The 22,686-nt window shown below is 68.6% G+C and carries 20 protein-coding genes and 7 pseudogenes; 14 read left to right on the forward strand and 13 right to left on the reverse strand.

Translation table 11 applies throughout. The features are described from left to right. Positions 1 to 208: 208 nt before the first annotated feature. A pseudogene (locus tag ABTZ59_RS32715) lies at positions 209 to 364 on the reverse strand (HNH endonuclease); the annotation flags it as partial. A 386-nt stretch (positions 365 to 750) separates the two neighbouring features. Between ABTZ59_RS32715 and ABTZ59_RS32720 the strand changes: the two are divergent. Further along, complete coding sequence (locus ABTZ59_RS32720) at positions 751 to 1,071, forward strand: hypothetical protein (protein ID WP_351422294.1); 321 nt, start codon at positions 751 to 753, stop codon at positions 1,069 to 1,071. A 16-nt stretch (positions 1,072 to 1,087) separates the two neighbouring features. Here the strand turns inward: ABTZ59_RS32720 and ABTZ59_RS32725 are convergent. The 3 genes and pseudogenes from ABTZ59_RS32725 to ABTZ59_RS32735 form a co-directional block, all read right to left on the reverse strand. Further along, positions 1,088 to 1,528: pseudogene (locus tag ABTZ59_RS32725) on the reverse strand (NF041680 family putative transposase); the annotation flags it as partial. A 55-nt stretch (positions 1,529 to 1,583) separates the two neighbouring features. Further along, on the reverse strand, positions 1,584 to 2,228 hold the full coding sequence (locus ABTZ59_RS32730) for a response regulator transcription factor (protein ID WP_351422298.1): 645 nt from the start codon (positions 2,226 to 2,228) through the stop codon (positions 1,584 to 1,586). Beyond that, positions 2,216 to 3,373: a sensor histidine kinase gene (locus ABTZ59_RS32735; RefSeq protein WP_351422302.1), complete on the reverse strand. Its 1,158-nt coding sequence runs from the start codon at positions 3,371 to 3,373 to the stop codon at positions 2,216 to 2,218. Before ABTZ59_RS32735 ends, ABTZ59_RS32730 begins: the two co-directional genes overlap by 13 nt. A 167-nt stretch (positions 3,374 to 3,540) precedes the next feature. Here ABTZ59_RS32735 and ABTZ59_RS32740 point away from each other — a divergent pair, with 167 nt between their 5' ends. From ABTZ59_RS32740 to ABTZ59_RS32775, 8 genes and pseudogenes are all read left to right on the forward strand, one after another. Further along, a complete protein-coding gene (locus ABTZ59_RS32740; RefSeq protein WP_351422305.1) occupies positions 3,541 to 3,951 on the forward strand; it encodes a hypothetical protein in 411 nt (136 codons plus the stop codon). A gap of 68 nt (positions 3,952 to 4,019) precedes the next feature. Then, on the forward strand, positions 4,020 to 4,685 hold the full coding sequence (locus tag ABTZ59_RS32745) for a cytochrome P450 (protein WP_351422313.1): 666 nt from the start codon (positions 4,020 to 4,022) through the stop codon (positions 4,683 to 4,685). After that, a complete protein-coding gene (locus ABTZ59_RS32750) occupies positions 4,679 to 5,332 on the forward strand; it encodes a TetR/AcrR family transcriptional regulator (protein ID WP_351422327.1) in 654 nt (217 codons plus the stop codon). The genes ABTZ59_RS32745 and ABTZ59_RS32750 overlap by 7 nt, the downstream gene beginning before the upstream one ends. Positions 5,333 to 5,374: 42 nt before the next feature. Beyond that, entirely contained in the window at positions 5,375 to 5,575 is a 201-nt protein-coding gene (locus tag ABTZ59_RS32755) for a ferredoxin (protein WP_351422330.1), read from the forward strand. Then, complete coding sequence (locus ABTZ59_RS32760; RefSeq protein ID WP_351422334.1) at positions 5,572 to 6,780, forward strand: NAD(P)/FAD-dependent oxidoreductase; 1,209 nt, start codon at positions 5,572 to 5,574, stop codon at positions 6,778 to 6,780. Before ABTZ59_RS32755 ends, ABTZ59_RS32760 begins: the two co-directional genes overlap by 4 nt. A gap of 78 nt (positions 6,781 to 6,858) precedes the next feature. Further along, on the forward strand, positions 6,859 to 8,394 hold the full coding sequence (locus tag ABTZ59_RS32765) for an MFS transporter (RefSeq protein ID WP_351422339.1): 1,536 nt from the start codon (positions 6,859 to 6,861) through the stop codon (positions 8,392 to 8,394). A gap of 57 nt (positions 8,395 to 8,451) precedes the next feature. Further along, on the forward strand, positions 8,452 to 9,690 hold the full coding sequence (locus tag ABTZ59_RS32770; RefSeq protein WP_351422342.1) for a cytochrome P450: 1,239 nt from the start codon (positions 8,452 to 8,454) through the stop codon (positions 9,688 to 9,690). Positions 9,691 to 9,867: 177 nt separating this feature from the next. Next, a pseudogene (locus ABTZ59_RS32775) lies at positions 9,868 to 10,011 on the forward strand (winged helix-turn-helix transcriptional regulator); the annotation flags it as partial. Positions 10,012 to 10,502: 491 nt separating this feature from the next. Here the strand turns inward: ABTZ59_RS32775 and ABTZ59_RS32780 are convergent. Continuing rightward, positions 10,503 to 11,236: pseudogene (locus tag ABTZ59_RS32780) on the reverse strand (phosphotransferase family protein). Between ABTZ59_RS32780 and ABTZ59_RS32785 the strand changes: the two are divergent. After that, positions 11,192 to 11,602 (forward strand): annotated as a pseudogene (locus tag ABTZ59_RS32785) (MerR family transcriptional regulator); the annotation flags it as partial. The pseudogenes ABTZ59_RS32780 and ABTZ59_RS32785 sit on opposite strands and share 45 nt — an antisense overlap. Positions 11,603 to 11,904: 302 nt before the next feature. Here the strand turns inward: ABTZ59_RS32785 and ABTZ59_RS32790 are convergent. The 4 genes from ABTZ59_RS32790 to ABTZ59_RS32805 form a co-directional block, all read right to left on the reverse strand. Continuing rightward, a complete protein-coding gene (locus tag ABTZ59_RS32790) occupies positions 11,905 to 13,233 on the reverse strand; it encodes an MFS transporter (protein ID WP_351422349.1) in 1,329 nt (442 codons plus the stop codon). Positions 13,234 to 13,399: 166 nt separating this feature from the next. Continuing rightward, complete coding sequence (locus ABTZ59_RS32795) at positions 13,400 to 13,855, reverse strand: RpiB/LacA/LacB family sugar-phosphate isomerase (RefSeq protein ID WP_351422352.1); 456 nt, start codon at positions 13,853 to 13,855, stop codon at positions 13,400 to 13,402. A 64-nt stretch (positions 13,856 to 13,919) separates the two neighbouring features. Continuing rightward, positions 13,920 to 14,915 (reverse strand): LacI family DNA-binding transcriptional regulator, encoded by a 996-nt coding sequence (locus tag ABTZ59_RS32800; protein WP_351422356.1) that lies wholly within the window; start codon positions 14,913 to 14,915, stop codon positions 13,920 to 13,922. 935 nt (positions 14,916 to 15,850) lie between these two features. Next, positions 15,851 to 16,825 (reverse strand): TniB family NTP-binding protein, encoded by a 975-nt coding sequence (locus ABTZ59_RS32805; protein ID WP_351422497.1) that lies wholly within the window; start codon positions 16,823 to 16,825, stop codon positions 15,851 to 15,853. Positions 16,826 to 16,997: 172 nt separating this feature from the next. Here ABTZ59_RS32805 and ABTZ59_RS32810 point away from each other — a divergent pair. Beyond that, positions 16,998 to 17,258, forward strand: a pseudogene (locus ABTZ59_RS32810) (IS5/IS1182 family transposase); the annotation flags it as partial. Positions 17,259 to 17,265: 7 nt separating this feature from the next. Here the strand turns inward: ABTZ59_RS32810 and ABTZ59_RS32815 are convergent. Next, complete coding sequence (locus ABTZ59_RS32815) at positions 17,266 to 17,655, reverse strand: DUF6210 family protein (RefSeq protein ID WP_351422360.1); 390 nt, start codon at positions 17,653 to 17,655, stop codon at positions 17,266 to 17,268. Positions 17,656 to 17,828: 173 nt separating this feature from the next. Between ABTZ59_RS32815 and ABTZ59_RS32820 the strand changes: the two genes are divergently transcribed. Beyond that, entirely contained in the window at positions 17,829 to 18,437 is a 609-nt protein-coding gene (locus tag ABTZ59_RS32820) for a helix-turn-helix domain-containing protein (RefSeq protein ID WP_351422369.1), read from the forward strand. A 371-nt stretch (positions 18,438 to 18,808) separates the two neighbouring features. After that, positions 18,809 to 19,060 carry a zinc finger domain-containing protein gene (locus ABTZ59_RS37450; RefSeq protein ID WP_503003797.1) on the forward strand — a complete coding sequence of 84 codons (252 nt, stop codon included), beginning with the start codon at positions 18,809 to 18,811 and terminating at the stop codon, positions 19,058 to 19,060. Positions 19,061 to 19,204: 144 nt separating this feature from the next. On the opposite strand, the gene ABTZ59_RS32825 is transcribed toward ABTZ59_RS37450, so the two are convergent. Together ABTZ59_RS32825 and ABTZ59_RS32830 are read right to left on the reverse strand one after the other, a co-directional pair. Continuing rightward, positions 19,205 to 20,122, reverse strand: coding sequence for an alpha/beta hydrolase (locus ABTZ59_RS32825; RefSeq protein ID WP_351422374.1), 918 nt, complete (start codon positions 20,120 to 20,122; stop codon positions 19,205 to 19,207). A 34-nt stretch (positions 20,123 to 20,156) separates the two neighbouring features. Next, the gene (locus ABTZ59_RS32830) at positions 20,157 to 20,477 is read right to left on the reverse strand and encodes a hypothetical protein (protein ID WP_351422380.1); all 321 of its coding nucleotides are present in this window, start codon (positions 20,475 to 20,477) and stop codon (positions 20,157 to 20,159) included. Between ABTZ59_RS32830 and ABTZ59_RS37455 the strand changes: the two are divergent. Then, positions 20,470 to 21,632 (forward strand): annotated as a pseudogene (locus ABTZ59_RS37455) (IS30 family transposase). The gene ABTZ59_RS32830 and the pseudogene ABTZ59_RS37455 overlap by 8 nt on opposite strands. Positions 21,633 to 21,674: 42 nt before the next feature. On the opposite strand, the gene ABTZ59_RS32845 reads toward ABTZ59_RS37455, so the two are convergent. Then, a complete protein-coding gene (locus ABTZ59_RS32845; protein ID WP_351422383.1) occupies positions 21,675 to 22,658 on the reverse strand; it encodes an ArsR/SmtB family transcription factor in 984 nt (327 codons plus the stop codon). Between the last annotated feature and the right edge of the window lie 28 nt (positions 22,659 to 22,686).

Here is a 22,686-nt window from a genome sequence, read left to right on the forward strand (position 1 = left end):
CGCTACGAGAAGACCGCAACCATCTACCTCGCAGGACTCCACATCGCAGGCATCTACCTCTGGTCCGCCCGATGATCCAAACGAAACGCCCTAGCCGCCTCCCGAGTGAAGTAGGCCGCCGACGAGGTGCCCGCGGCTCGGGTCCTTTTCCGATGGCCCCTTCCCGAACCGGACGGGCCCGATTTTCAGGCATCCGGCTCGCCAGTGATCACTTCCGTGGTGCTGCGGTGGGACGTCCCGCGTGAATGTCTTCATGGCAGCGGCGGCAGATCACCGGGGTCTTTCGCCGTCGCATCGCCATCAGATGGACCCACGCGGGCCGTTCCCGGCGTCCGGGTCGGTTGAGATCGGCGAGCTTGCGGACGTGGTGAACATGGGGACCCCTCCCCCCGGGCCGCCCGACCTTGCCGAGGGTTCTCTGTCACAGCGGAATCGGGCACGGACTTGGTCGATGTGAGGGGGGTATTCCTCGGCGGCACGACTCCCGGGTGGGCCTGCGGAGGGTAAAATCCGGACAGGGGGGCACACGATCTGTCGGGGGAGCGGGGGAGTCTGATGCAGCACCTGGGGCCGCTGGAACTGGTCGGGGACCGATGGGTCATCGGGGACCCGAAGCGGAACGACGGGTCGTGCCTGGTGCTTGCCACCGAAGGAATCGAGCACTGTGTGCGGGGAGAGGCGGACCCCCGAGACGTCGTCCCGTGGAGCAGCCTCCACACCGTTCGGCTGAGGGCCACTATGAAGCCATGGATGGCCACCCGCACCGGGGGTGTCATCATCGCGGCAGGCGGCTACATGGACGGTGGCCGAGACGGCTGCTCCCTGTCCGGCATTCGCGATCAAAATAAGCCCTGGTCGGTGAACTACACCCACCACGACCGCACTTACACGTCCATGCACATGGCCCTGGTGATCGACCTGGTCGCGAAGATGTCCGAGGCGAAGGCGCTGCACCGCCTCGGAGACCCGGAGTGGCTCAGCGCGGTGGTCTCCCGGCTGGCGCCAACGCCGCGATGGACCCCCCTCCCGGTCCGCCGGGTGAGCGAAATCATCGAGCTCCTCGGTACCTGAGCTTGATCTTTGCCGATCAAGATCTTCCAGGCTTGCCGATGCCTTTGAGGGTCTCGGGGCGTCTGACGGTTTTGCCGACGTTGTGGCGGGGTGCCCGGTGTTTGTTCTTGGTGCCGGGTAGCCGTCCGGGGCTGGCGCCTCGGGGTTTCGGAACGGGGTCGTGCACGCGAGATGAGCGCGGATGTTCCTGAACCCTCGGTGGACCCTGTCCCGGGTGAGCCGGTCGGAGGTGGTGTGTTTCTCTCAGGGTCGGCGGAGGTCCGCGGCGAGCGGCCGGGCGAGCCGGAGCTGGGTCTGTGCGACGATCAGGATCCAGGTCCAGCGGTCCGGCGCCTCGGGAGTACGGAACTTCGGAGTCGTCCGGCCGAGTGTCTGCTTCGCGAAACGCAAGGTGTGCTTCAGGTCGAAGCGGCCGGAGAAACGCCTGCCATAGGCGGTCCACATCGTCCGGGGTGGCGCGCCGGTCCTGGAGGACCGTAATCACACCGGCGGGGCAGGGGACGGCAGAGGGGCTACTGGTGGCCGAGGTAGGCGAGGACGGCCTGCACTCGGCGGTGCCCGCTGTCGGTGGGGGTGAGGCCGAGCTTCGCGAAGATGTTGCCGATGTGTTTGCTGACAGAGCGTTCGGTCAGGACCAAGGTTTTGGCGATCGTGATGTTGTCGTGGCCCTCGGCCATCAGGGTCAGGACCTCGCGTTCGCGTGGGGTGAGTGCGTCCAGGGGGGAGTGGGCGGGGCGGGTGAGGAGTTGGCCGACGACTTCCGGGTCGAGGGCGATTCCGCCTGCCGCCACGCGCCGAAGCGCATCGAGAAACTCCTCGACCCGGCCGATCCGGTCTTTGAGGAGGTAGCCGACGCCGCTCGCGCCGCCGCCGAGGAGTTCGGCAGCGTAGGACTGCTCGACGTACTGGGAGAGCATCAGAACAGGCAGCGCAGGCAGGTGTGTACGGGCCTCAAGTGCGGCGCGCAGGCCCTCGTCCCGGTGACTTGGGGGCATGCGGACATCGAGCACGGCGATCTCGGGCCGGTGCTCCAGAAGCGCGGGGAGGATCTGCGGCCCAGTCGAGGCCGTCGCCACCACCTCGTGTCCCGACGTGGTCAGAAGAAGTGTCAGTCCTTCCCTGAGGAGGGTGTTGTCCTCGGCGATCACCACACGCACGGCAGCTCCACTTCGATCACGGTCGGTCCTCCCGGGGGACTGGAGAGGGTCAGTGTCCCGTCGAGGGCGGCCGTCCGCCGCCGGACGCCGGCCAGCCCCGAGCCCGATGTCTCCTGCGCGCCGCCGATGCCCTCATCGCTCACGACGGCGCGTATTCCGGCCGGCAGGCGCTCGAGCCGCACCGAGGCTCGTTTCGCCGTGCTGTGTTTGGCGGCGTTGGTCAGGGCTTCGGACACCGTGAAGTACACGGCTGCCTCCAGGGCGGCCGCCGGGCGCGTCCTCTCGTCCTCCAAACCGTCGACCCGCACCTCCACCTGTAGACCGCTGTCTGCCGCGAGCGCGCGAACGGCACCGGCCAATCCACGGTCGGTGAGGATCGGTGGATGGATGCCCCGCACTACGTGTCGTAGTTCTCGCAGGGATGCTTCGGCCTGGTCCCGAGCCTGCTCCAGGAGGTCTCGTCCGGCGGCGGCGTCGTTGTCGTAGATCTGAAGCGCCATTCCTATCCGCATGTGCATGGCTACCAGGCGCGCCTGTGTGCCGTCGTGCAGGTCCCTTTCGATACGGCGCAGTTCGGCGCCGTGTGCGGCGATGGCATCGGCCCGGGTGGCGGCGAGTTCGTCGACGCGGGCGGAAAGCCGTGCGGCTTTGGAGGGCCGCAAGAGGCGGCGGGACCATGTGGCCTCAGCATCGGCGAGTCGGCTGATCAGGGGCACGACGAGGGGGCGACGGCGCAGCACTCCGGCGGCCACGGCGTCGATCACCAGGCCCAGCGGCCACAGCAGCAGTGCTGTGAGGAAGAGGGGGACGGGATAGAACCAGGTCGCGGCGATCCAGCGCAGATCGGTACGCGTCGCCGGGTCGCGCGTCGCTGTGCGCACTCGCTCGGCGACTCTGCCGTGGAGGGGTCGGTAGACCTCCTCGATCGGTGCTCCGTCCCAGGCCCCCACCATCTGTCGTTTGGCACCGGCGATCCGGCGGATCAGCAGTACTGTCTCCGGCAACATCCAGGCGCCCACCACGAGCAGGGTTCCCGCAGCGGTGAGCAGCAGCACGGTGGTGAACAGATACAAGCCAAAGGCCATCGCCGCGCTGGTGAGCAGATAGGCCGTGGCACGCGCCGCGCGCCGCAAAGTTGCGCCCATGGTCGCAGCGTAACGCCCCGGCTGGCGGCGAGATCGTCGCCGTCTGCCCGTCGGGGCCAAAGGTGTAGCGGTCTACACCACCGATCGGGGAGTGTGCCCGCTCGTGTCCGTGTCCCCGGATCGGGATCGTTGGTACCCACAGACGACGCCCGACAAGGAAGACCACCGTGAAAATTCTGCTCTCATGGATCATTCCCATTCTGCTGTTCACGGCCGGGTTGGCCGCCGCAGTGGGTTCTGGTGTGGTGCTGGACGGCGCCGTGAAGAACTGGTGCACCGCGGGAGGCGTAGCACTCTCGCTGCTGACCGGTCTCCTCTTGGGGCGACGTGAGCCGGTGACGTCGTTCCTGTCCGCCCGCCCGGTGCTCTGGTTCCTCTTTTTCTTCAACACCGCCGCCGCCTTTGCCGCGGCCTCCCTGGTGAGCGGGGCCAGAGGCGTCGGCACGGCGGTCGGTATGGGAGTGGTCGCGGCGGGGGCTTATCTCGGCCTCCAGCGGGATCGCACCCCGCGGCGGGCTGTCCGCGGTCGGCGGCATGCTTCCGGCCAGTCACAGCACGCGATTAAGTCAGTCGATTGACTTAATCGGAGTTCGTGGTTTGACTGGGCCGGCGGGTGCGGCCGAGCAGCACTCCCAAGGAGGCAGGCATGAACGAAACGCGCGAGACGGAGCCGATGAACTATCCGATCTCCGCTCCGGCGGTCCTGGAGCCGCCCGTGGAGCGGGCGGAGCTGCGGCAGCTGATGGACGGGGCGGACGCCGCGGGCGAACCGATGTCGGAGGCGGATCTGGTCGCCACCGGGCAGGCTCTGCTGCTGGCCGGTCATGAGACCACGGCCGGATTCATCGCCACGATGACCGCACACCTGCTGTCCGACCGCAGCCGCTGGGAGCGACTGGTCGAGGATCCCTCCTTGATCCGCTCCGCGGTGGAGGAGGTGCTGCGCTTCGACCCGAACGGCAGCGGTTTCGGGATGCTGCGCTACGCCCACGAGGACGTCGAGTTGTCCGGCGGCACGGTGGCGCGCGGTACGACGGTGGTGTGCAGCACGGCCGCAGCCAATCGGGATGAGCGTTCCTCGGGTACCCCGGAGGTCATGGACGGGGGCCGCAGACTCAATCCCCACCTGACGTTCGGTGCCGGAGCGCACTCGTGTCTGGGCCAGCCGCTGGCACGCACCGAACTGCGGGCCGTCCTCGGAGTGCTGCTGCGCCGCCTGCCGGACCTGCGGCTCGCCCTGGACGCCCATGACCCGCGGCGCCACGAAGGCACGCTGACCGCTCCGCTGAAAGAGGTACCGGTGACATGGTGAACAGAACCGAGCCCCGCACCGGCCGCGGTGCCGGCACCCGCGAGGCGATCATGGCGGCGGCCGAGCGGCTCTACGCCGAACACGGCCTGTCCAACGTCTCCAACCGCCAGATCAGCGAGGCCGCCGGCCAGGGCAACAACACCGTCGTCAGTTACCACTTCGGCACCAAGGCGACGCTCGTGCGCGCCATCATGACCAAGCACGTCATGCTGGTCGACGCCGTCCGCCAGCTGCATGTGGAAGCGGCCGGCGACAGCACGGACGTACGGGACTGGGTGCGCTGCCTGGTGCGGCCGGTTCCCGAGCACCTGAGCTCCCTCGGCACGCCTTCCTGGCAGGCCAGATTCGCGGTGCAGGTGATGACCGACCCCATGATGCGGGCGCTCGTCACCGACGAGTCCCTCACCCGCGACAGCCTGCGTCGCACCCTCCAGGGGCTCGGCCGCTGCCTGCGTGACGCCGTCCCCGCCGAGGTGCGCCGCGAGCGCGGCGAAATGGCACGGCACCTGATCACCCATACCTGCGCGGAGCGGGAACGTGCCCTGGCCGAGGGCAGCTGTGAACCCGGCGCGTCCTGGGAACGTACCGCCGACGCGCTGGAAGACGCGCTGGTGGGCCTGTTCACCGCGCCCACCTTCCACCGCTGAATGACCAACGAGAACAGACCCGATACGACAAGGGGAGACACCATGAAGATCACCGTGGACGAGGAGAAGTGCTGCGGCGCCGGCCAGTGCGTGCTGATCGCACCGGAAGTGTTCGACCAGCGTGACGAGGACGGCATCGTCATACTCCTCGACGCCGCGCCCCCCGCCGACCAGCAGGAACTGGTCCGCGAGTCCGCCGCGGTCTGCCCCGCCGCGGCCATCGTCCTCAGCGAGGACGCGTGAACGTGCCATCGGACGTCCTCGTCGTCGGAGCGAGTGCCGCAGGGCTGGCCATCGTGGAGAGCCTGCGCCGCAAGGGCTACCGGGGTCGGATCACCCTGCTCGACGAGGAAGCCGGTACACCGTATGACCGGCCGCCCCTGTCCAAGCAGGTCCTGGCCGGCACATGGGATGCCGAACGCACCCACCTGCGCACCCGCGACGTCCTGGAGGCCCTGGACGCCGAGTTCGTCCTCGGCGAGCGGGCGGTGTCCCTCGACGCCGCCACGCGCACCGTGCGGACCGCGAGCGGAAGGGAGCTGGGAGCGCAGGCCGTCGTCCTGGCCACCGGACTGCGTGCACGCCGACTCCCCGGTCTGACCGGCATATCGGGCGTTCACGTCCTGCGGACCCTCGACGACGCTGCCCAGCTCCGCAAGGAACTGCTGCACGCCGAGCAGGCCGTGGTCATCGGTGACGGGGTGCTCGGCGCCGAGATCGCCGCGACGGCCCGCCAGATGGGCCGGGACGTGACGCTCGCCGGACCGCAGGCCGCGCCCATGCGGACGCAGCTGGGCGCCGCCATCGCTGACCAGCTCGCCGTGCTGCACAGCGGGCACGGGGTGCGGCTGCGTCCGCACACCCTCGTCCAGGAAGTGGAAACGACCGAGGGACGCGTCCGCGGCGTCCGCACCGCCGAGAGCGAAGTTCTTCCTGCCGACCTCGTTGTCACGGCGGTCGGCGGCGTCCCCGCGACCGGCTGGCTGGCCGACAGCGGTCTGGTCCTGGAGGACGGCGTCGTGTGCGACTCCCACTGCCGTGCCGCCGAAGGCATCTACGCCGTCGGGGATGTCGCCCGTTTCCAGCACCAGACCCTTGGCCGGTCACTGCGTCTGGAGAACCGCACGAACGCCACCGAGCAGGCGCAGACAGTCGCGGCGAACATCCTGGGAGAGGACCGCCCCTACACTCCCGTCCCCTACTTCTGGACGGACCAACTCGGCGTGAAGATCCAGGTGTACGGGCTGCCCACGCCCACCGCCGCCGTGCACATCGCCGAAGGCGACGTGGAGGAGGGCCGCTTCGTCGCCCGCTACCTCGACGACGAAGGCCATCCCGTGGCGGTCCTGGGCTGGAACATGCCCAAGCAGGCCCGTAAGCACCGCCAACACCTCCTTCCCCTGTACACCCCCTCGACACGGCCCGAACCCGCTACCGCCTCGCGGTAGGCCATGGCCGCGGCCGCACGTCCGAGACGAACGCCTCGTGGTGCGCGCGGCGCCCCTCCACAGCAACGGAAATGCACCATGACCACTCTCAGACCTGTCATCCACCCGGGCAGAAGCGTCGCCGTGCTGGCGGCAGCCGGCATTGTCGCCGCCCTCATGCAGACCCTCGTCGTACCACTCATCGGCAGTCTGCCCGCGCTACTGGACACCACCGCCTCCAACGCCTCCTGGGCGGTCACGGCAACACTCCTCGCCAGCGCCGTCACCACACCGGTCAGCGGACGCCTCGGAGACCTGTACGGCAAACGCCGCGTCCTGCTGGCCTGTTGTGTGCCGCTGGTCGCGGGATCAGTCGTGTGCGCGCTGGCCGACTCGTTGATCCCGATGGTCGTGGGCCGCGCCCTGCAGGGGATGGGCATGGGCATCGTCGCCCTGGGGATCAGCGCCCTGCGTGACATCATGCCCCCGGAGCGGCTCGGCTCCTCGATCGCGCTCATCAGCTCCTCGCTCGGCATCGGCGGCGCCCTCGGTCTGCCGTTCGCCGCCGCGGTTGCCGAGAGCGCCGACTGGCGCATCCTGTTCTGGGTCTCCGCCGCGCTCAGCGCCGTTGTCGCCGTGCTCATCTACCTGGTCATCCCCGTCTCACCCGCCCAGGAGAAGGAAAAGGCCCCGTTCGACCTGCTCGGGACCCTGGGGCTGGGGACTGGTCTGATCTGTCTCCTGCTGGGTGTCTCCAAGGGCGCCGACTGGGGATGGGGCAGCGCCACCACCCTCACCCTCCTGATCGCGACGCCGGTGATCCTGCTGGCCTGGGCCTGGTGGGAACTGCGCACCCCCGCGCCGCTGGTCGACCTCCGGGTCACCGCCCGTCCCCTGGTGCTGGTGACCAACGCCGCCTCCGTCGTGGTCGCCTTCTCCATGTACGCCGCGGCCCTCCTGTTGCCCCAACTGCTTCAGCTGCCCGAGCGGACGGGCTACGGACTGGGACAGTCCATGCTGGCCGCGGGCCTCTGGATGGCCCCCTCGGGCCTGATGATGATGCTCGTCTCCCCACTGGGCGCGAAGCTCTCGGCCGCCCGCTCCCCAAAGACGACCCTCTTCGTGGGAAGCCTGGTCATCGCCCTCGGCTACGGCTCCTCGCTGCTGTTGATGGGCTCGACCTGGGGCCTGCTCATCGTCACCTGCATCTGCAACACCGGTGTCGCCCTCGCCTATGGGGCCATGCCCGCTCTCATCATGGGCGGTGTCCCGCAGTCCGAGACCGCGTCCGCGAACAGCTTCAACACCCTCCTGCGCTCGGTGGGCACCTCTGTCGCAGCCGCCGTCGTCGGCATCATTCTGGCTCAGATGACCGTGGGGACGGGCGCACAGACGGTACCCAGCGAGAACGGGTTCCGCACCGGGCTGCTCCTCGGATGCCTCGTCGCCCTCGCCGCCGCCGCCATCACCCTGGCCATTCCCTACCGCAAGCCCGTCGCGAACCGGCCCGATGCCACAGACGACGCCGGCGACACGTCCCACACCCCGTCGGCCTCGAAGCCGACTGCCGCAGCCGTCGCCACAGTCATCAGGCCCCCGGACACGCCGACATCCCCGTCAACGACCGCCGACTGACCCGGCCACCACGCCCCCCGGCGCCTTTCGCCAGAACCTCGACCATCGGAGAGACCCATGACGCACACGCCCGCCGCGCCCGAAGCCGACAGCCGGGGCCTGCCCGACTTCCCCGAACCCCGCTCCTCCGCATGCCCCTTCGCACCCTCGCCCGACATGCGAGCCCTGTCCGACCTCGGGCCGCTCACCCGCGTCCGTTCCTGGGGAGACACCACTCCCTGGGCCGTGAGCGGGCACGCGGAGCAGAAAGCACTGCTGTCCGACCCGCGCCTGAGCGCCCAGTTCACCCAGCCCGGCTTCCCCAGCCCGGTGGACCCCTCACACGCCCACGTCGGCGCCACCGACCTGAGCTTCGTCGGCATGGACGATCCGGAACACGCCCGGCTCCGCCGAATGATCAGCGGCGCCTTCACCATCAAGCGCGTCGAAGCGATGCGGCCCCGCGTGCAGAAGATGGCCGACGACTTCATCGACGCCATCCTCGACGGCCCCAAACCCGCGGACCTCGTCCAGGACCTCGCGCTCCCGATCCCCTCACTGGTCATCTCCGACATGCTCGGCGTCCCCTACGAGGACCACGAGTTCTTCCAGAGCAACAGCAAGACCATCGTCTCCGCCGTCGCCACCCCCCAGGACCGCCACGCAGCCCACACCAATCTCGCCGCCTACTTGGACGACCTCGTCGGCCGCAAACTCACCGAGCCCGGCGACGACCTCCTCTCCAGCCTCTGCGCCCAGATCGAGGCCGGAGAACTCACCCGCCGCGAGGCCGCCACCATGGGCGTGCTCCTTCTCCTCGGCGGACACGAGACCACCGCGAACATGATCAGCCTGGGCACCCTCCTGCTCCTGCAACACCCCGACCAGCTCGCCCTCATCCGGGACACGGACGACCCGGCCGTCATCCGCGACGCCGTCGAGGAACTCCTGCGCTACCTCTCCATCGTCCACCTCGGGCGCCGCCGCACCGCGCTGGCGGACATCGACATCGCCGGCCGTACCATTCGCGCCGGAGAAGGCGTCATCCTCCTGGGCGAACTCGCCAACCGCGACCCCGCCGTCTTCACCGACCCCGACCGCCTCGACATCACCCGCAACGCCCGCCAACACCAGGCATTCGGCGCCGGAACCCACCACTGCGTCGGCCAGCCGCTGGCCCGCATGGAACTCCAAGTCATCTACCCCACCCTGTTCCGCCGCATCCCCACCCTTCGGACCGTCGACGGCCTCGACGCCATCCCCTTCAAATACGACGCCGTCATCTACGGCCTCCACGCCCTTCCCGTCACCTGGTAAAGCGGCCAGGGATCGCAACGGATCGCAGCACGCGGGCGGACCCCCAGCGCGCGGTACGGGACCCCGTCACGGGCCCGCGCTGGGCCCGCCACACCCACCAAGCAGTCCGGGTACCGATCGTCAGACCGTGACGCGCCGGCCGGCAGGCTCACGGACGCCCAGTGGTTCGCCGCACAGATGCGGGATTGCCCGGCTCACACGGTCATCGAAGTGCTCGCCAACAAGTGGGTTCTGTACGTGCTCGGGGCCCTCCAGCGAAACGACGGGGCCATGCGGTTCAACGAACTGAGGCGTCTGCTGGACGGCATCACACAGAAGATGCTCACCCAGACCCGATGTGCTGCCGGGTGCCGTTGCGCTGCCACAACGGCGGAACAGGTCGTAGCACGGCCCATTTGCCGTGGCAGGCCGGCATCGAGGGGCGACGGCATGTTGCGCGGGGAGAGGCCAGGAAGCGGGCCGAGGGCGCGGGCGCCTGCCGCGGTTGTGACCACGAGGCCTACCGGGACAAGGTCCACCGGTTTCGGCTCACCCCGCGCCTCGCTCGGCGCGGCACCGGGCACGGCTCCGGCCTGGGCGTGTACCGCTGGTTGTGGAAGGAACGATCGCGCTGCTGCACCGGTTCCGCCGCTTGTGTATCGGTGGGAGATCCACGACGACATCCACCACCATTCGTCACCCTCGGCTGTGCCGTCATCTGCTGGCGACGACTACGCACCGTACTCTGTTGAGAGTAGGGGCGGGCGATCGCCCCAGGGGATGGCCTCCTCGATGCGTCAGCACGCATACGTGGCAGTCGGGACCGCGCAGCCTCACATGCGGGATCCCAGCACGTCGACCTCACAGCCCGGTGCGAAGGGGGCGAAGCCGTGCTCGATCAGCCAGCGAATCGCCACCAGGCTTCGCAACGACCACCATGCGTGGATCACGTCGAGGTCGATGCCAGTGCCATAGCCGGCGATGACGTCGTCGAGGTACTCCTCGTGTCCGAGCGTGAAGGTGGCGAGGTCGTACAGGGCATCACCCTGGCCCGCCTCGGACCAGTCGATGATGCCCGTGACCTCGTCGCCGTTGACGACGACGTACGCGATCTTGCAGGGCGCCGTGCGTGAACGCCGGAGTCCACGGCCCGAGTGCGGCCTCGGCGACCTGGCGGTTGCGGGTGACCAGATCGGCGGGCAGGACGTCGTGTGTCACGAGCAACTCACACTCGTCGTCGAGTTCCGCCGCCGGCGCGACGATGCTCCGGCCGGCTGGGCCCCGCTGGGACGGCAGCGGCGCGGCGTGCAGCTTCCGGATGGCGGCGCCCGCCGCCGCCCATGCCGCCGGCGCCCCGGTCGACGGCCCGTCGAGGCGCCCAAGCGTCGTCCCCGGAAGCGCGGCGATCGCGAGCACGGGCGGCTTGCGCCACAGGACCTCCGGGGGTTGGGACCGGCGCCAGGGACATCGCCTCGACCTCGACGTCGATGCGTGCCTGATCGGCGTCCACCTTCAGAAACACATCGCCGACGCGCAGACGATTCGCCGCCGGGTCAAGATCGGCGATGCCGCCGCGTTCGCCGGGATCACACCCCGCGCCATCCGCCATTACCACGCCATCGGGCTCCTCGCCGAGCCGGAACGCGGCAGTGATGACCGTCGCCGCTATGGATACGACGACATGATCCGCCTGCTGTGGATCCGGAGAATGGCTGATGCGGGCATCTCCCTGGACGACATCCGGGATGGCTTTGAGGGCGCCACCGGCATCGAACAGTCCCTGGCCCGGTTGGAGGAGTCCCTCGCCTCCAAGGCGGCCGCAATCGAAGCCCAGTTGGCCGCCGTGCGCCGCCTGCGCGAGGTGGGCAGCCCGCTGGGCCTGCTCTCACCACTGGTCAGTGGTCACCTGCGCGCCGCTAGCCTCGGCGCCCTCGCGGACCCCGGCTTCTGCGGCCTGGACAACGACGTACACGACCCCGTGAGCGTCACCGGCTTCCACGCCAGCCGCACCCACAAGCTCAACTCGACTCTGCCGGGGATCTTGGGGACTGTAAAATGTTCGGCCCTGTCTCACTCTCGGTGGTGACGGAGTGTGCTGCTATCCGAGGAGGATGCGGTGGCGAAGCAGGGTGAAGCCTGCGCGTCCGTGCATCTGGCGTGCGATCCGCTTGGTCTTGGTGTTGACGCCCTCGGTGGGGCCGTTTCTCAGACACGGCCTTGCTGCCCGATGTGATGTCAGGGTCGGCGTTCTTCGGCGACGAGGGCGAGTACGCGCTTGCGCTCGTCATGGCCCCAGGTTTCTTTGGTGGCGACAATGCCGACGAAGCCGATCACGGCGGCGCTGAGGTAGAGCAGGGCGGCGCCGGGCCAGCCGAAGGCGCCCACCAGGGCGGCGGCGAGCAGCGGTGCGAAGCCGCCGATGGCTGCGGCGACCTGGTAGCCGAGTGAGGCTCCCGAGGTGCGGGTGGCGGTGCGGAACTGCTCGGTAAGCAGGGACCCCTGTGTCCCGGTGAGCGAGGCGTGGATGAGCCCGATTCCGATGATGAACACGGCTACGACCAGTGCTGGACGGGCGGTGTTGGTGAGCAGGTACATCGGGAAGGCGAAGAGGATCGCCGCCGTGCAGCCCGCGATGTAGATGGGGCGGCGTCCGATGCGGTCTGTGAGCGCGCCGGCGAGGAAGGTCACCGCGATGGCCAGGATGCTGGCGGCTGTGATGGCGCCGAGAGCGACGGGGCGCAGATCGGGGTGGCGTTCGGTGATGTAGTTGAGCAGGTAGGTCGCGGTGGAGTAATAGGCGAAGGATTCGACGACGCGCAGGGCGATCACACGCAGGATGCTCCGCCAGTCGTCGCGGAGGGTTGCGAGGAGCGGGTTCTTCTCGGTCTTGCCGCTGGCCTGGGCTTCCTGGAACTCGGGGGATTCGGAGAGCCGGGAGCGCACGATCAGCGCGACAATGACAAGGACGGCGCTGAGCAGGAAGGGAGTTCGCCACTGCCAGTCGCCGTTGAGTGTGGCGCTCCAGGCGAATATGCCGCTGGCGAGCGCGATGCCCAAGGGGTTGCCGGACTGGGGGATGGCGGCGAACATGCCGCGGCGGTGCCATGGAGCGTGTTCGTAGGCCATGGTGATCGCTCCGCCCCATTCGGCGCCGAACGCCAGGCCCTGGATCATACGGATCGCTACGAGCAGGATCGGTGCGACCACGCCGGCCTGTTCGTACGTCGGCAGCACACCGATGAGGAATGTCGCGGCGCCCATGACGACCATGGCGGCGACCAGGACGGGTTTGCGGCCGAGTTTGTCGGCGAAGTAGCCGCCGATCGCGCCGCCGAGCGGGCGCATGACGAAGCCGACCGCGAGGGTGGCGAACGACAGCAGTGTGCCGACGAAGCGGTCGCTCTCGGGGAAGAAGACGGCTCCGAAGTAGAGCGCGGACGCGGTTCCGTAGGCGATGAAGTCGTAGTTCTCGACGCTGGTGCCGACGGCCGCGGCGACCGCGGTCTTGAAGCGGTCCTTCGTGCCGAGGACGCTTCGCCGTCCGGTAACGGTGCTGGTGGACATGGGGACTCTCTTTCTCAGGTGGTCTCCGGGGCGCGGGGGCGTGATGCGGGAGTGCCGGGCCGACATGGCAGGGCCGGGCTCCCTTTCCGGTGGTTCCGGGTATGCCGAGTCGACGCACGGCGGCGTCGTACGACGGGGCTGCGAGGGACCTCGTCCGTCGGCGGTGTCAGGCCGGCGGTGTGAGAGTGTCGAGCGCGTTGAGCTTGGTGACTCGGCGGCGAGTGTCCTCGTCGTCGTCGAAAGTCGCGGCGAGGAACTCGCGGACGATGTCCGGCACGAGCGCGTGCGGTACGAGCCAGGCGCCCATGGCCATGGTGTTGGCATCGTCGTGCTCGACGGCCTGGTGGGCGGAGTAGGGCTCGTGAGCCAGAGCGCAGCGGATGCCGGGCAGTTTGTTCGCGGCCATCACGGCGCCCTGACCGGTGCCGCACACGAGCACGGCCCGATCCGCGGTTCCGGCGAGCACCGCGTCACAGGTGGCCCGGGTGATGTCGGGAAAGTCGACAGGGTCGGAGCTGTCAGTGCCACAGTCGACGACCTCGTGGCCGAGGTCCTCGATCGCCCGGCGCACGGCCGCTTTCAGCGGGTACCCGGCATGGTCTGCTCCGAGGGCGACCTTCATCGGTTGATCCTTTCGAAGAGGGTTTCGTATCTGTCGACGCCGTCCGCAACGGCGGCGCGCGTGTTCATCGGACGCCTCCCCGTGACCGGTCGACGAAGGAGGTGGCGATGCGTTGCCCGGACGCCGGGCGGCCGGCGAGGAGGTCGGCCAGTCCGCGCACGCCAAGGCGGCCGATCGACGACGCGTCGTTGCGGACCGCGCTGATGGGCGGTGACGCGAACTCGAACCAGTCGAGGTCGTCGAAGGAAACGACCTCGATGCGGGCGGCCCGCTCCGCACCGAGCCGCTCGCGCAGCGCGCGCACGGCCCCGAGGGTGGTCAGGCCGTTCGCGCCGAAGACGGCCGTGAAGGGGACGCCCCGGTCAATGACGCGGCACATGGCCTCGGCCGCGCCCTCAGCCAGGAAGTCACCGGCGTCGAGCAGCCTGTCGTCGGTGCTGATCCCGTGCTTCTCACGCCCGGCGAGGTAGGCGGCGCGGCGCTCCACGCCGGTGGAGATCGTCTCGGGGCCGCCGATGAACGCCACGTGACAGTGTCCGCGCTGCCGCAGCCAGGCCAGGACATGGCCGACGCCCTCCGCGTTGTCGGTGCCGTACAGCGGGGCGTCGACGCCCTCGACCGTACGGTTGAGGAGGACGAGCGGCAGTCCGGAGGCAAGTGTGGCCGCGAGCTGCGGCGAGACCGTGCCCTGCGGGGAGAACAGCAGGCCGTCGATGCGCTGCGAGGCGAAGGTCCGCAGGTATGCGTCGGCTTGTCCGGCGTCCTCGTTCGCGTTGGCCAGCAGCACGGTGTAGCCGTGGTGACGCGCCTCTTGCTCTGCGGCGTGGGCGAGTTCGGAGAAGAACGGGTTGCGGATGTCCGAGACGAGCAGCCCGAGCACGTCGGTACGGGAACGCCGCAGGGACCGGGCGGGGCCGTTGGCGATGTAGCCCAGCTCAGTCGCGGCGGCGAGAACGCGGGACCGGGAGTCGGGCGAGGTCTGGCTGCTCCCGCTGAGTACCCGGGACGCGGTACCCAGCGAGACTCCGGCCCGTGCCGCGACGTCCTTGATCGTGGTCACCGGCTCCACCTCCTCGTGGAAACGTTTCCATGGCGGGAATGCCTCAAAGATCGCACACGGAACGCGAAGGGAGCAAGACCCGTGTTTCTCATCGCACCGCTCCTGGGCCATCCCTTGTGCGAACGGTGCGGCCAAGCCAGCGGTCAGCCCGCTGTCCAGGGCCACGACCAGCCGGACTTCGTCCGTCCCGGGGGAAACGTGTAGACCACGATGGCGACGGCGCTCAAGGAAATGAGCCCTCCCCAGGTCGCGCATGGCAGCCTGCTGCCCCCCAAGGCTCGCCGGCGTTGCAGAGAGCGGAGAAGCGTATACGAACGAGACTCCAACGCGCTGGCCGGTGCTCTGGCCCGCAGCGGACCGGCCTTGCGGCGTCGCGACGCGATCTCCAGGATCCCTTCACGGTTGCGCTGTGCGTCCGACACGCGACAGGCGACGCTGTCGACGGTCGTGCAGTTCCCCACCTCAAAGATCATGGAATGGGCCACGGGGACGGCGGAGCCACCGTCGTCACGGCCGTGGGGAAGACGGAGCTGTGTCGTCGGCCCCCGCGGCGCCAGGGTTCTCGGGCCGCCTGATAACCCCCGGTCGTTCGGGCAGGTCAGGACTGTCCAGGGTGGCCGGAGGCCAGCGCGCAGCGCCGCCGAAGGTGTTTTGACCGGCCGGACCTGCCCCACGCTCAGCAGTCGGGCGGCCCGTCACGGCCTCAGCCCAGTGAGGAATTGTGCGATCGCGAAACCGGTGATCGTGGGGAAATACGCGACTGCTCACAGACGCGGATCCGCGCCCGGCGGGAGGACGCTGGACCGACCGGCCGCGCACGGCGAAGCCGACTTCGACCAGGCGGAGATCGTCGACGGCTACGCGTTGCTGCGGTGGGACACCGGCCGCGGGAGCATCGGACTGGCACATTCAATGATCGACGGCAATGCCTCTCCTCAGTCGGTGCGGGGGCGGTGGTGGGTTTCGGCGAGGTGGTCGAGGCGGATGGTGTCGAGAGAGGCTTTGGTGATGCGTTCGGTGCCGTCGCAGATGGCGGTGATGGCGGTGATGGCGGCTTGGCGGATGAGTCGGGTGAGGAATCCGATGCGGCCGGCGGTGCGCTGGTGGAGGTAGGTGTGGTGGCGGGGGAGGGTGCCGTTTTTGTGGTGGGTGAGGTCGAGGTTGTTTTCGATGTCGGTTATGACGTCGTGGAAGGGTTCACGTGGTTCGTGGCGGGCGGGGAGGGGGCCGCAGGTGATGAGGGTGGCGCGTCCGGCGAGTTGAGCGCCGCGGGTGCCGGAGAAGAGGGGTGTGTCGGTGACGTCGATGCCGGCGTAGACGAAGGTCGCGGGGAGGCGTTCGGTGAGGTCTTTCAAGAGGTCGGCGGCCTGGGCGCCGGTGGTGGTGCGGGGGGTGAGGCGGTGGATTTCGTCGATGAGGACGAGTTGGACACCGGCTTGGCTGTAGGTGTGGCAGACGGCGTCGGTGATCTGGGTCTGGGTCATGCGGGTGTTGGTGGGGATGCCGAGGTAGCGGGCGAATTCGGTGATGAGGGTTTTCGCGGCGGCGCCGGGCGGGACGAGGACGTACGCGACGGGTACCGCGGCGTGTGCTGATCCGGGCGGTGTGGGGTTTTTGCGGGTGTGGGCGAGGTGGCAGGTGCGGCCGACGTTCAGGAGGGCGGTCGTTTTGCCGGCTGCGGCGGGTCCGGTGACGATCAGCGAGGGCCGCGCGGTGGCCTGTTGGTGGCGGCCGAGGACCATCAGGGTGCGGACTTGGGTGGCGAGTTGGCTGATGGCGGGGGTGCGGATGGTGACGAACGCGGAGTGGTAGGCGAGGCGTTCCTCCGGGCTGCGGGGTGGCTGGCCGGGCGGGGGCGGGGTGACAGGTTCGGTGGTGACGAAGTGGTGCCAGTCCTGCCAGGTGGTCAGGGGCCAGGACGGCTCGGCCGCATCGCCGCCTGCGCCGGTGGCCGCGTTGTGGGCCCGGGCAGCGTTCGGGCTGGTGTCGCCGGCACGGGTGGCGTGGTCGGTGCGCGGGCGGGGGGTTACCACTTGTCGGCTTCCTCGTGTGCGTCGTAGAGCCCGAATCCGGTGGCCGCGGCGAGGGTGTCGTCGTCGGGGAGGTCGTCGAGGTCGTCGATGCTGTCGTCCTCGTGCCGCTGCGCTGGCTCGTCGGCGCTCTGGTGGCCGACCGTCGGCTTTCGACGAGACTGCCTATCGGGGCTGGAACGTCGTCGAGCGGTGCTTCTCCCGGTTGAAGCAGTTCCGCGCAGTGGCAACCCGATTCGACGAACTGGCGGCCCGCTACCGGGCCGGGGCGATCATCGCGGCGCTGATCCTCTGGCTCGGGGCGGGCGACTGATCGCTGGTCAGTCCGAGTTGAACCACACCAGCACTGCCGGGCCGTCCGGCGTGATCACCGGCACCCAGGCCTCATCGGCCTCAGCGATCCGGCTCGCGTCCAGGCGCAGGGGGCGCAGCTCCTCGGTGGTCCCGTCGCATGCCCAGTAGTGGATGGCCCCGATGATCTCGCGGAGCCTGTCCCGCTCGTCGTCCGGCCACGCGTAGTTCCAGGTGCCGGCACCACGGAAGTGCTTCTCGAACAGCTCGCGCAACGCGTCCAGCTCATCAGGGCCGAACAGCGGCACCAGGAAGCCCTCGACCTGCCCCTGTCGACAGGCGGTTCCGCCGTACTGCTGCTGATAGAAGACCCCCGTCTTCGCCTCGACCACCGCGTACAGCCAGCCACCGGCACTCATGCCGTCAGGGTCTAGGAAAACGAAGCGTCGAGAGCTCATGGCCGCAGTCTTCCGGACGCTGACCACGAGCGCGACGACATTTTCCACCTGCAAGATCAATTACGAGACACGGCCTACTGATCTTTTCGTAAGTTCGGTGGGTGTGGTGGCCGTGTGGGTGGGAGGCTGTCGGCGTGGCTTATCAACCTTCTCTTTCGGTTGCCGGCTCTTCCCTTTCTCCTTTGTCGCGGCCTCAGTTGGCGGAGGCGCGTCGTGTTCGGGCGGTCGAGTTGTTCGAGGACGGCGTCTCGAATGCGGAGATCGCGAGGGCGGTGGGGGTGTGTGCCGAGAGTGTGCGGCGTTGGCGGCGGGTGTGGGAGCAAGGTGGTGCTTCGGCTCTGCGGCGACAGGCAGCCACCGGACGAAAAAAGCAAGAAGCGGTTGACGAGACAGGCAAGGAGGAGATTCCTGTGGCTGATCAGAGCAAGAACCTCAAGTGGTTTGGTGCCCGCACGGTGTACTACCACAATGACCTGAAGACCTACGAGGAACGGGTCACGATGGTGCAGGCCGGCACGTTCCAGAATGCTGTAGAGCAGGCCACCGACGAGGCCCGGGAGTACTGCGAGATTGTGGAGAACGCCGACTATCTCGACTTCGTCCAGGTATACGAGATGACCATGGACAAGCCTGAATCCGGCAGTGAGGTATTCTCCCTGATGCGCGACAGTGATTTGGGAGCACAAGACTACCTCTCGTCATTCTTCGACACCGGCCGTGAACGGCAACACGACGCCGAATAGAGCGAGCGCACTACCGGGACGGTAAACGGACGATCCGCGCTGCCGCGAGCGGGCACTCCGGTTGATCGCCCCTGCTGAACGAGGTGATGCGGCGACCCGGCGAGGGCGGCTGGCTCGATGGGACGAATACGCCCTTCGCGCTCGCCCGCCGCGTTCCGGCTCGCGGGGCCAGCCCCCACCGCAGCCGCGCGTGACACCTGTCGCGCAGGGTGATTCTCATAATTGACCAGTTACGGGAGTTCTGCGAGAGCCCCTGAGTCGATCACGTTTCCGCCGGTGGCGATTCGCAGAAGTCCTCTCAAAACCGGGGGCGTTGTGCAAGGCACTTCTGAAGGACTGTCGGGGTTTATCTGACGCCCGATCAAACCGCAATTGCGTTAGAACGAAACGACTGTCCGAACTGTGAAGCCCTCGCCGGGAGCCCGTGCCGTACCCGCGGCGGGAAGACCGCGACGAAGTACCACACCCCGCGCTTCGTCCTCGTCCTCGCGCTCCGCCAGGAGTTGGAGGTCCTCGTCCCCAAGGACCGGGAGCCCGGGCGGCCGTGGAAGCCGGGCCCGCCCGTCGAGGCCGCCCCGGCAGAGCCGGCCGCGAAGCCGGTCCGGATCGGGTATGCGAGATAGCCGGGCATGAGACGTGTCCGGTCGATCGATGTCGACTGCGCGCCTGACGGTTTGCCGCCCACGTCGGCGGGAGTGCGTGAGGCCGTGTCTCACGTAATCGACATCGACCTATGGACTGGGATCCTTCGAGATCGCGGTCGGTCCCTACGATTGTGTAATCCGGTCGCGCAGCCAGGACTCGACGCCGCTGAGCGCCGTCCTGGCCATTGTCGTCGGGTGGGCCGTGAAGCCGTGAGGTGACTCGGGGTAGACCCGAAGCTCGACATCATTGTCGGCCGCTGACAACCGACCCGCCAGCGCCAGGTTGTCTTCCAGCAACACGTCTGCGCTTCCGACGACCAGCAGCGTTGGGGGAAGCCCTCGAAGAACGCCGTAGATGGGAGAGATATCAGGAACAGTGCGGTCTTCCACATGGCCGACGTACGCCTGGATGAAGTATTCGTCCGCGATGCGGCGACCGGCCGGGGTTCGTGCGCTCAAGTCGTAGGTCCCGAATTGGAGCGCGGCGCCGGTGAATTGGCCAACGGCACCCCTGTCTCTCAGCCGGAGCAGGGTCGCCAAGGCGAGTGTGGCTCCCGCGGAACTCCCGCCGATCGCAAGTCGGGACGTTCCGAAGCGGGCATCGGCTTCTTCGATGAGCCAGAGCGCCGCCGCTTCGCAGTCGTCGGGTGCCGCTGGCCAGGGGTGCTCAGGGGCCAGCCGGTAGTCGACGCTGACAACAGCGAGGTGGAGGGCGTCTGCGAGCTCGCGGTTGCGTTTGTCTCCTCGCGCTGCGGAGTCCATGTAGAAGCCGCCGCCGTGTATGTCCAGATAGACGCCCTGCGGCGGACCGTCGATAGGAGTGAAGATCCTGACAGGGACACGCGCTTCCGCGGCTTCGATCGTCTCTTCGATGGCAGGCGGATCGGCGGCATGTGAAGCAGACCTCTTCGCTCGGGCCTCCTTGAGCTCCTCCAGTGTGCTGGGGCCACGGCCTGCCGCCCTCGACTTGTAGAAGTCACGAGCTTCCTCGACTTGCTCCGCGGGCACGTCAGCGAATAGTGCGTCCAGCGCGTATCGCACGCGCCCTCCTCATCACTCGGGTCTCAACTCCACGCTATCGAGGATGTGCGCGGACTGACGCCACCGGGGTGGCATCGAGCTGTCGTCGAAGCGTGGTGATCTCGTCGTGCTGGGCTGCGAGGCGGGACAGGGCCGTGGCCTGGAACTCCTTCAGAGCGTCGAGTTCAACGTTCTTGCTGCTCAGGCGCTCGCGCAGCGTGGCAACCTCGGCCTTGAGCCGTTCGATCTGAGCCAGGCGCGGTTCGGCCTGCGGTCCGGCTTCGTGGGCGGCTTGGCGCTGACGGTCGAACTCGGCCTTGAGGTGTGGGTAGGCGCGGTAGAGCGTCGCCCGCGGTACTCCTGCCAGGGTGCACAAGCTCTCGACGCCTCAGCAGGACGAGGTTTGGAGACGGTGGCGTGAAGGTCAGTCGTTCAGCTTGATCGGGCGAGCGCTCGGGGCGCCGATGCACCACGTCCGCCAGTTCCTGTACCAGAGCGGCGGCATCCGCCTCACCCCGCAGTAGCGATCAGAACGTCATCTGACCGGCACCGAGCGCGAAGAGATATCCTGCGGCATCGCCGCCGGGGAATCTGCCCGGCAGTTGGCCAGCCGGCTGGGCAGATCGCCTTCGACCGTCTCGCGTGAGATCGCCCGCAACGGCGGCCGGGACCGCTACCGTGCGGCATCCCCTGATACGGCCGCCTACGCGCGCGGGCGCCGGCCCAAGCGGGCCAAGCTCGCCCAACGGCCCGCTCTGCGCGTGCTCTTGGAGGCCAAGCTGGCTCTGTGCTGGTCTCCCGAGCAGATTGCAGGAGGGCTGCGACGCCAGTTCCCCGTTGACGCCTCCATGCAGATCTCACACGAAGCGATCTACCTCCCGCTTTACACGACCCGCGTCGGCGCCAGGCGATCGACCGGAACCTGACCCAGCGGCTGCGGTCAGCCAGGCCCATTCGCCGCCCGAAGATCGCCCGTCGGCCAACCGGGTGGGGCATCATCCGCGGCATGGTCTCCATCAGCGCCCGTCCCGCCGAGGTCGAGGACCGCGCGGTTCCCGGCCATTGGGAGGGCGACCTCGTGATGGGCACCCGGCCCTCCGCGGTCGCTACGCTCGTCGAACGCACCAGCCGCTACACGGCCATCGTTGCGCTGCCGGACGGCATCAAGGCCGAGCAGGTCACTCCGCACCTCACCAGGAGTCTCCTCGGTATCCCGCCCCAACTGCGGCGGACACTCACCTGGGACCGGGGCCGGGAGATGGCCGAGCACCAGGCCATCACCGCCGATACCGGGATGCCGGTCTACCTCTGCAAGCCGCGAAGCCCGTGGCAGCGCGGCACCAACGAGAACACCAACCGGCTGCTTCGGCAGTACCTCCCCAAGGGCGCAGACCTCCGCACGTTCAGCCAGACCGACCTGGACGCTATCGCCGACGAGCTCATTCACCGTCCGCGCAGGACCCACGGCTATCGGACTCCGGCAGAGGTTTACGCTGACCTCCTGAACAGCGGTGGTGCGCTGATCCCTTGAGCTCGCCCCCGTTTGTGAGAAATGCACTGCTAATCTGTGCCCTCAGCCCGAACCGGCGATCAGTGCCTCGCCGAGCGGGGTGCGCCGGTAGAGCACCGATCGTCCGGACCGGGCGCGGACGAGCAGTCCCGCGCCTCGCAGGATGGCGAGGTGGTCTCCTACCGCGCCGGGTGTCATGGCGAGGCTTCGGGCGAGGTGGCTGGTACTCGCCGGGGCGTCCAGCGCCACCAGCAGCCGGGCTCGGGCCCGGCCTACCAGAGCGGTCAGCGCGTCCGGTTGCGGGACGGTCTCCTGTTCGCCCCACAGGGCGGCGGTGCCGCGGGCACGATAGATCAAGGTCCGGGGCCAGGGGTCTTCCGTGTGGGCGGCGATATTCGCGACGACGGCCGAAGGGATCAGCAGGAGCCCGTCGCCGGCCAGGGGGACTGTTCCGACTTGAGGGAAGTGGCCGATCTCGATACCGCCGGCTTGCCAGGCGATGCTCGGGTGCAGGCTCTCGATGGTCCTGACCCATCCGTGTTCGCCGATCACACCCACCCGGTGCACGACATCGCGCTCACAGATCGCGCGCAGTTGCGGCCAGTCCGTGGCGAGGAGTTCGTGCCAGGCATGGTCCATCGCCTCGGCGATCCTGGGGACGGCGTCCGTCGAGTCCAGCACTGCGCGCACGCGGGGATCGAGGGCGGGCGGGCCGGTCGCGTTGGTAGTGATTTCGTGGCGGGCCGCTTCCAGCGGTGTGGCCCGGATCATGGCCAGGTCGTCTGCCCAGGTCTGGTTGAGGCCGCGTGGAGGCGGGGCGACGAAGTTCGGTCCGCCCCCGCGCGGGGTGTGCAGGGCGAGGGCGGCGTTCAGTTCGGTCTCGCGGCGAAGGCGCTCAAAGGTCGGCATGAGTCGGGTGGCCCATGCTCGCGGCAGCGGCCCGTCGTGGTCGGCAAGCGAGCGCAGCAGTAGGCAGAGGTCCAGCGCTGGCGACAGTGCGAAGCGGCTGCGCAGCAGGTCATCGACGGAGACTTCGAAGCGCAGCACGCGGCCATGCTAGCGGGGGACGTCTGTT

This window comes from Streptomyces sp. NPDC094034, from assembly GCF_040303865.1.
In the GTDB taxonomy this organism is placed as follows: Bacteria; Actinomycetota; Actinomycetes; order Streptomycetales; family Streptomycetaceae; genus Streptomyces.

Coding starts and splice junctions, on each gene's coding strand:
- ABTZ59_RS32795 (WP_351422352.1), bottom strand. CDS start 13,855: ATGAAGGTCGCCCTCGGAGCAGACCATGCCGGGTACCCGCTGAAAGCG.
- ABTZ59_RS32720 (WP_351422294.1), top strand. CDS start 751: ATGGCCACCCGCACCGGGGGTGTCATCATCGCGGCAGGCGGCTACATG.
- ABTZ59_RS32815 (WP_351422360.1), bottom strand. CDS start 17,655: ATGAGTGCCGGTGGCTGGCTGTACGCGGTGGTCGAGGCGAAGACGGGG.
- ABTZ59_RS32765 (WP_351422339.1), top strand. CDS start 6,859: ATGACCACTCTCAGACCTGTCATCCACCCGGGCAGAAGCGTCGCCGTG.
- ABTZ59_RS32770 (WP_351422342.1), top strand. CDS start 8,452: ATGACGCACACGCCCGCCGCGCCCGAAGCCGACAGCCGGGGCCTGCCC.
- ABTZ59_RS32735 (WP_351422302.1), bottom strand. CDS start 3,373: ATGGGCGCAACTTTGCGGCGCGCGGCGCGTGCCACGGCCTATCTGCTC.
- ABTZ59_RS32755 (WP_351422330.1), top strand. CDS start 5,375: ATGAAGATCACCGTGGACGAGGAGAAGTGCTGCGGCGCCGGCCAGTGC.
- ABTZ59_RS32790 (WP_351422349.1), bottom strand. CDS start 13,233: ATGTCCACCAGCACCGTTACCGGACGGCGAAGCGTCCTCGGCACGAAG.
- ABTZ59_RS32750 (WP_351422327.1), top strand. CDS start 4,679: ATGGTGAACAGAACCGAGCCCCGCACCGGCCGCGGTGCCGGCACCCGC.
- ABTZ59_RS32745 (WP_351422313.1), top strand. CDS start 4,020: ATGAACGAAACGCGCGAGACGGAGCCGATGAACTATCCGATCTCCGCT.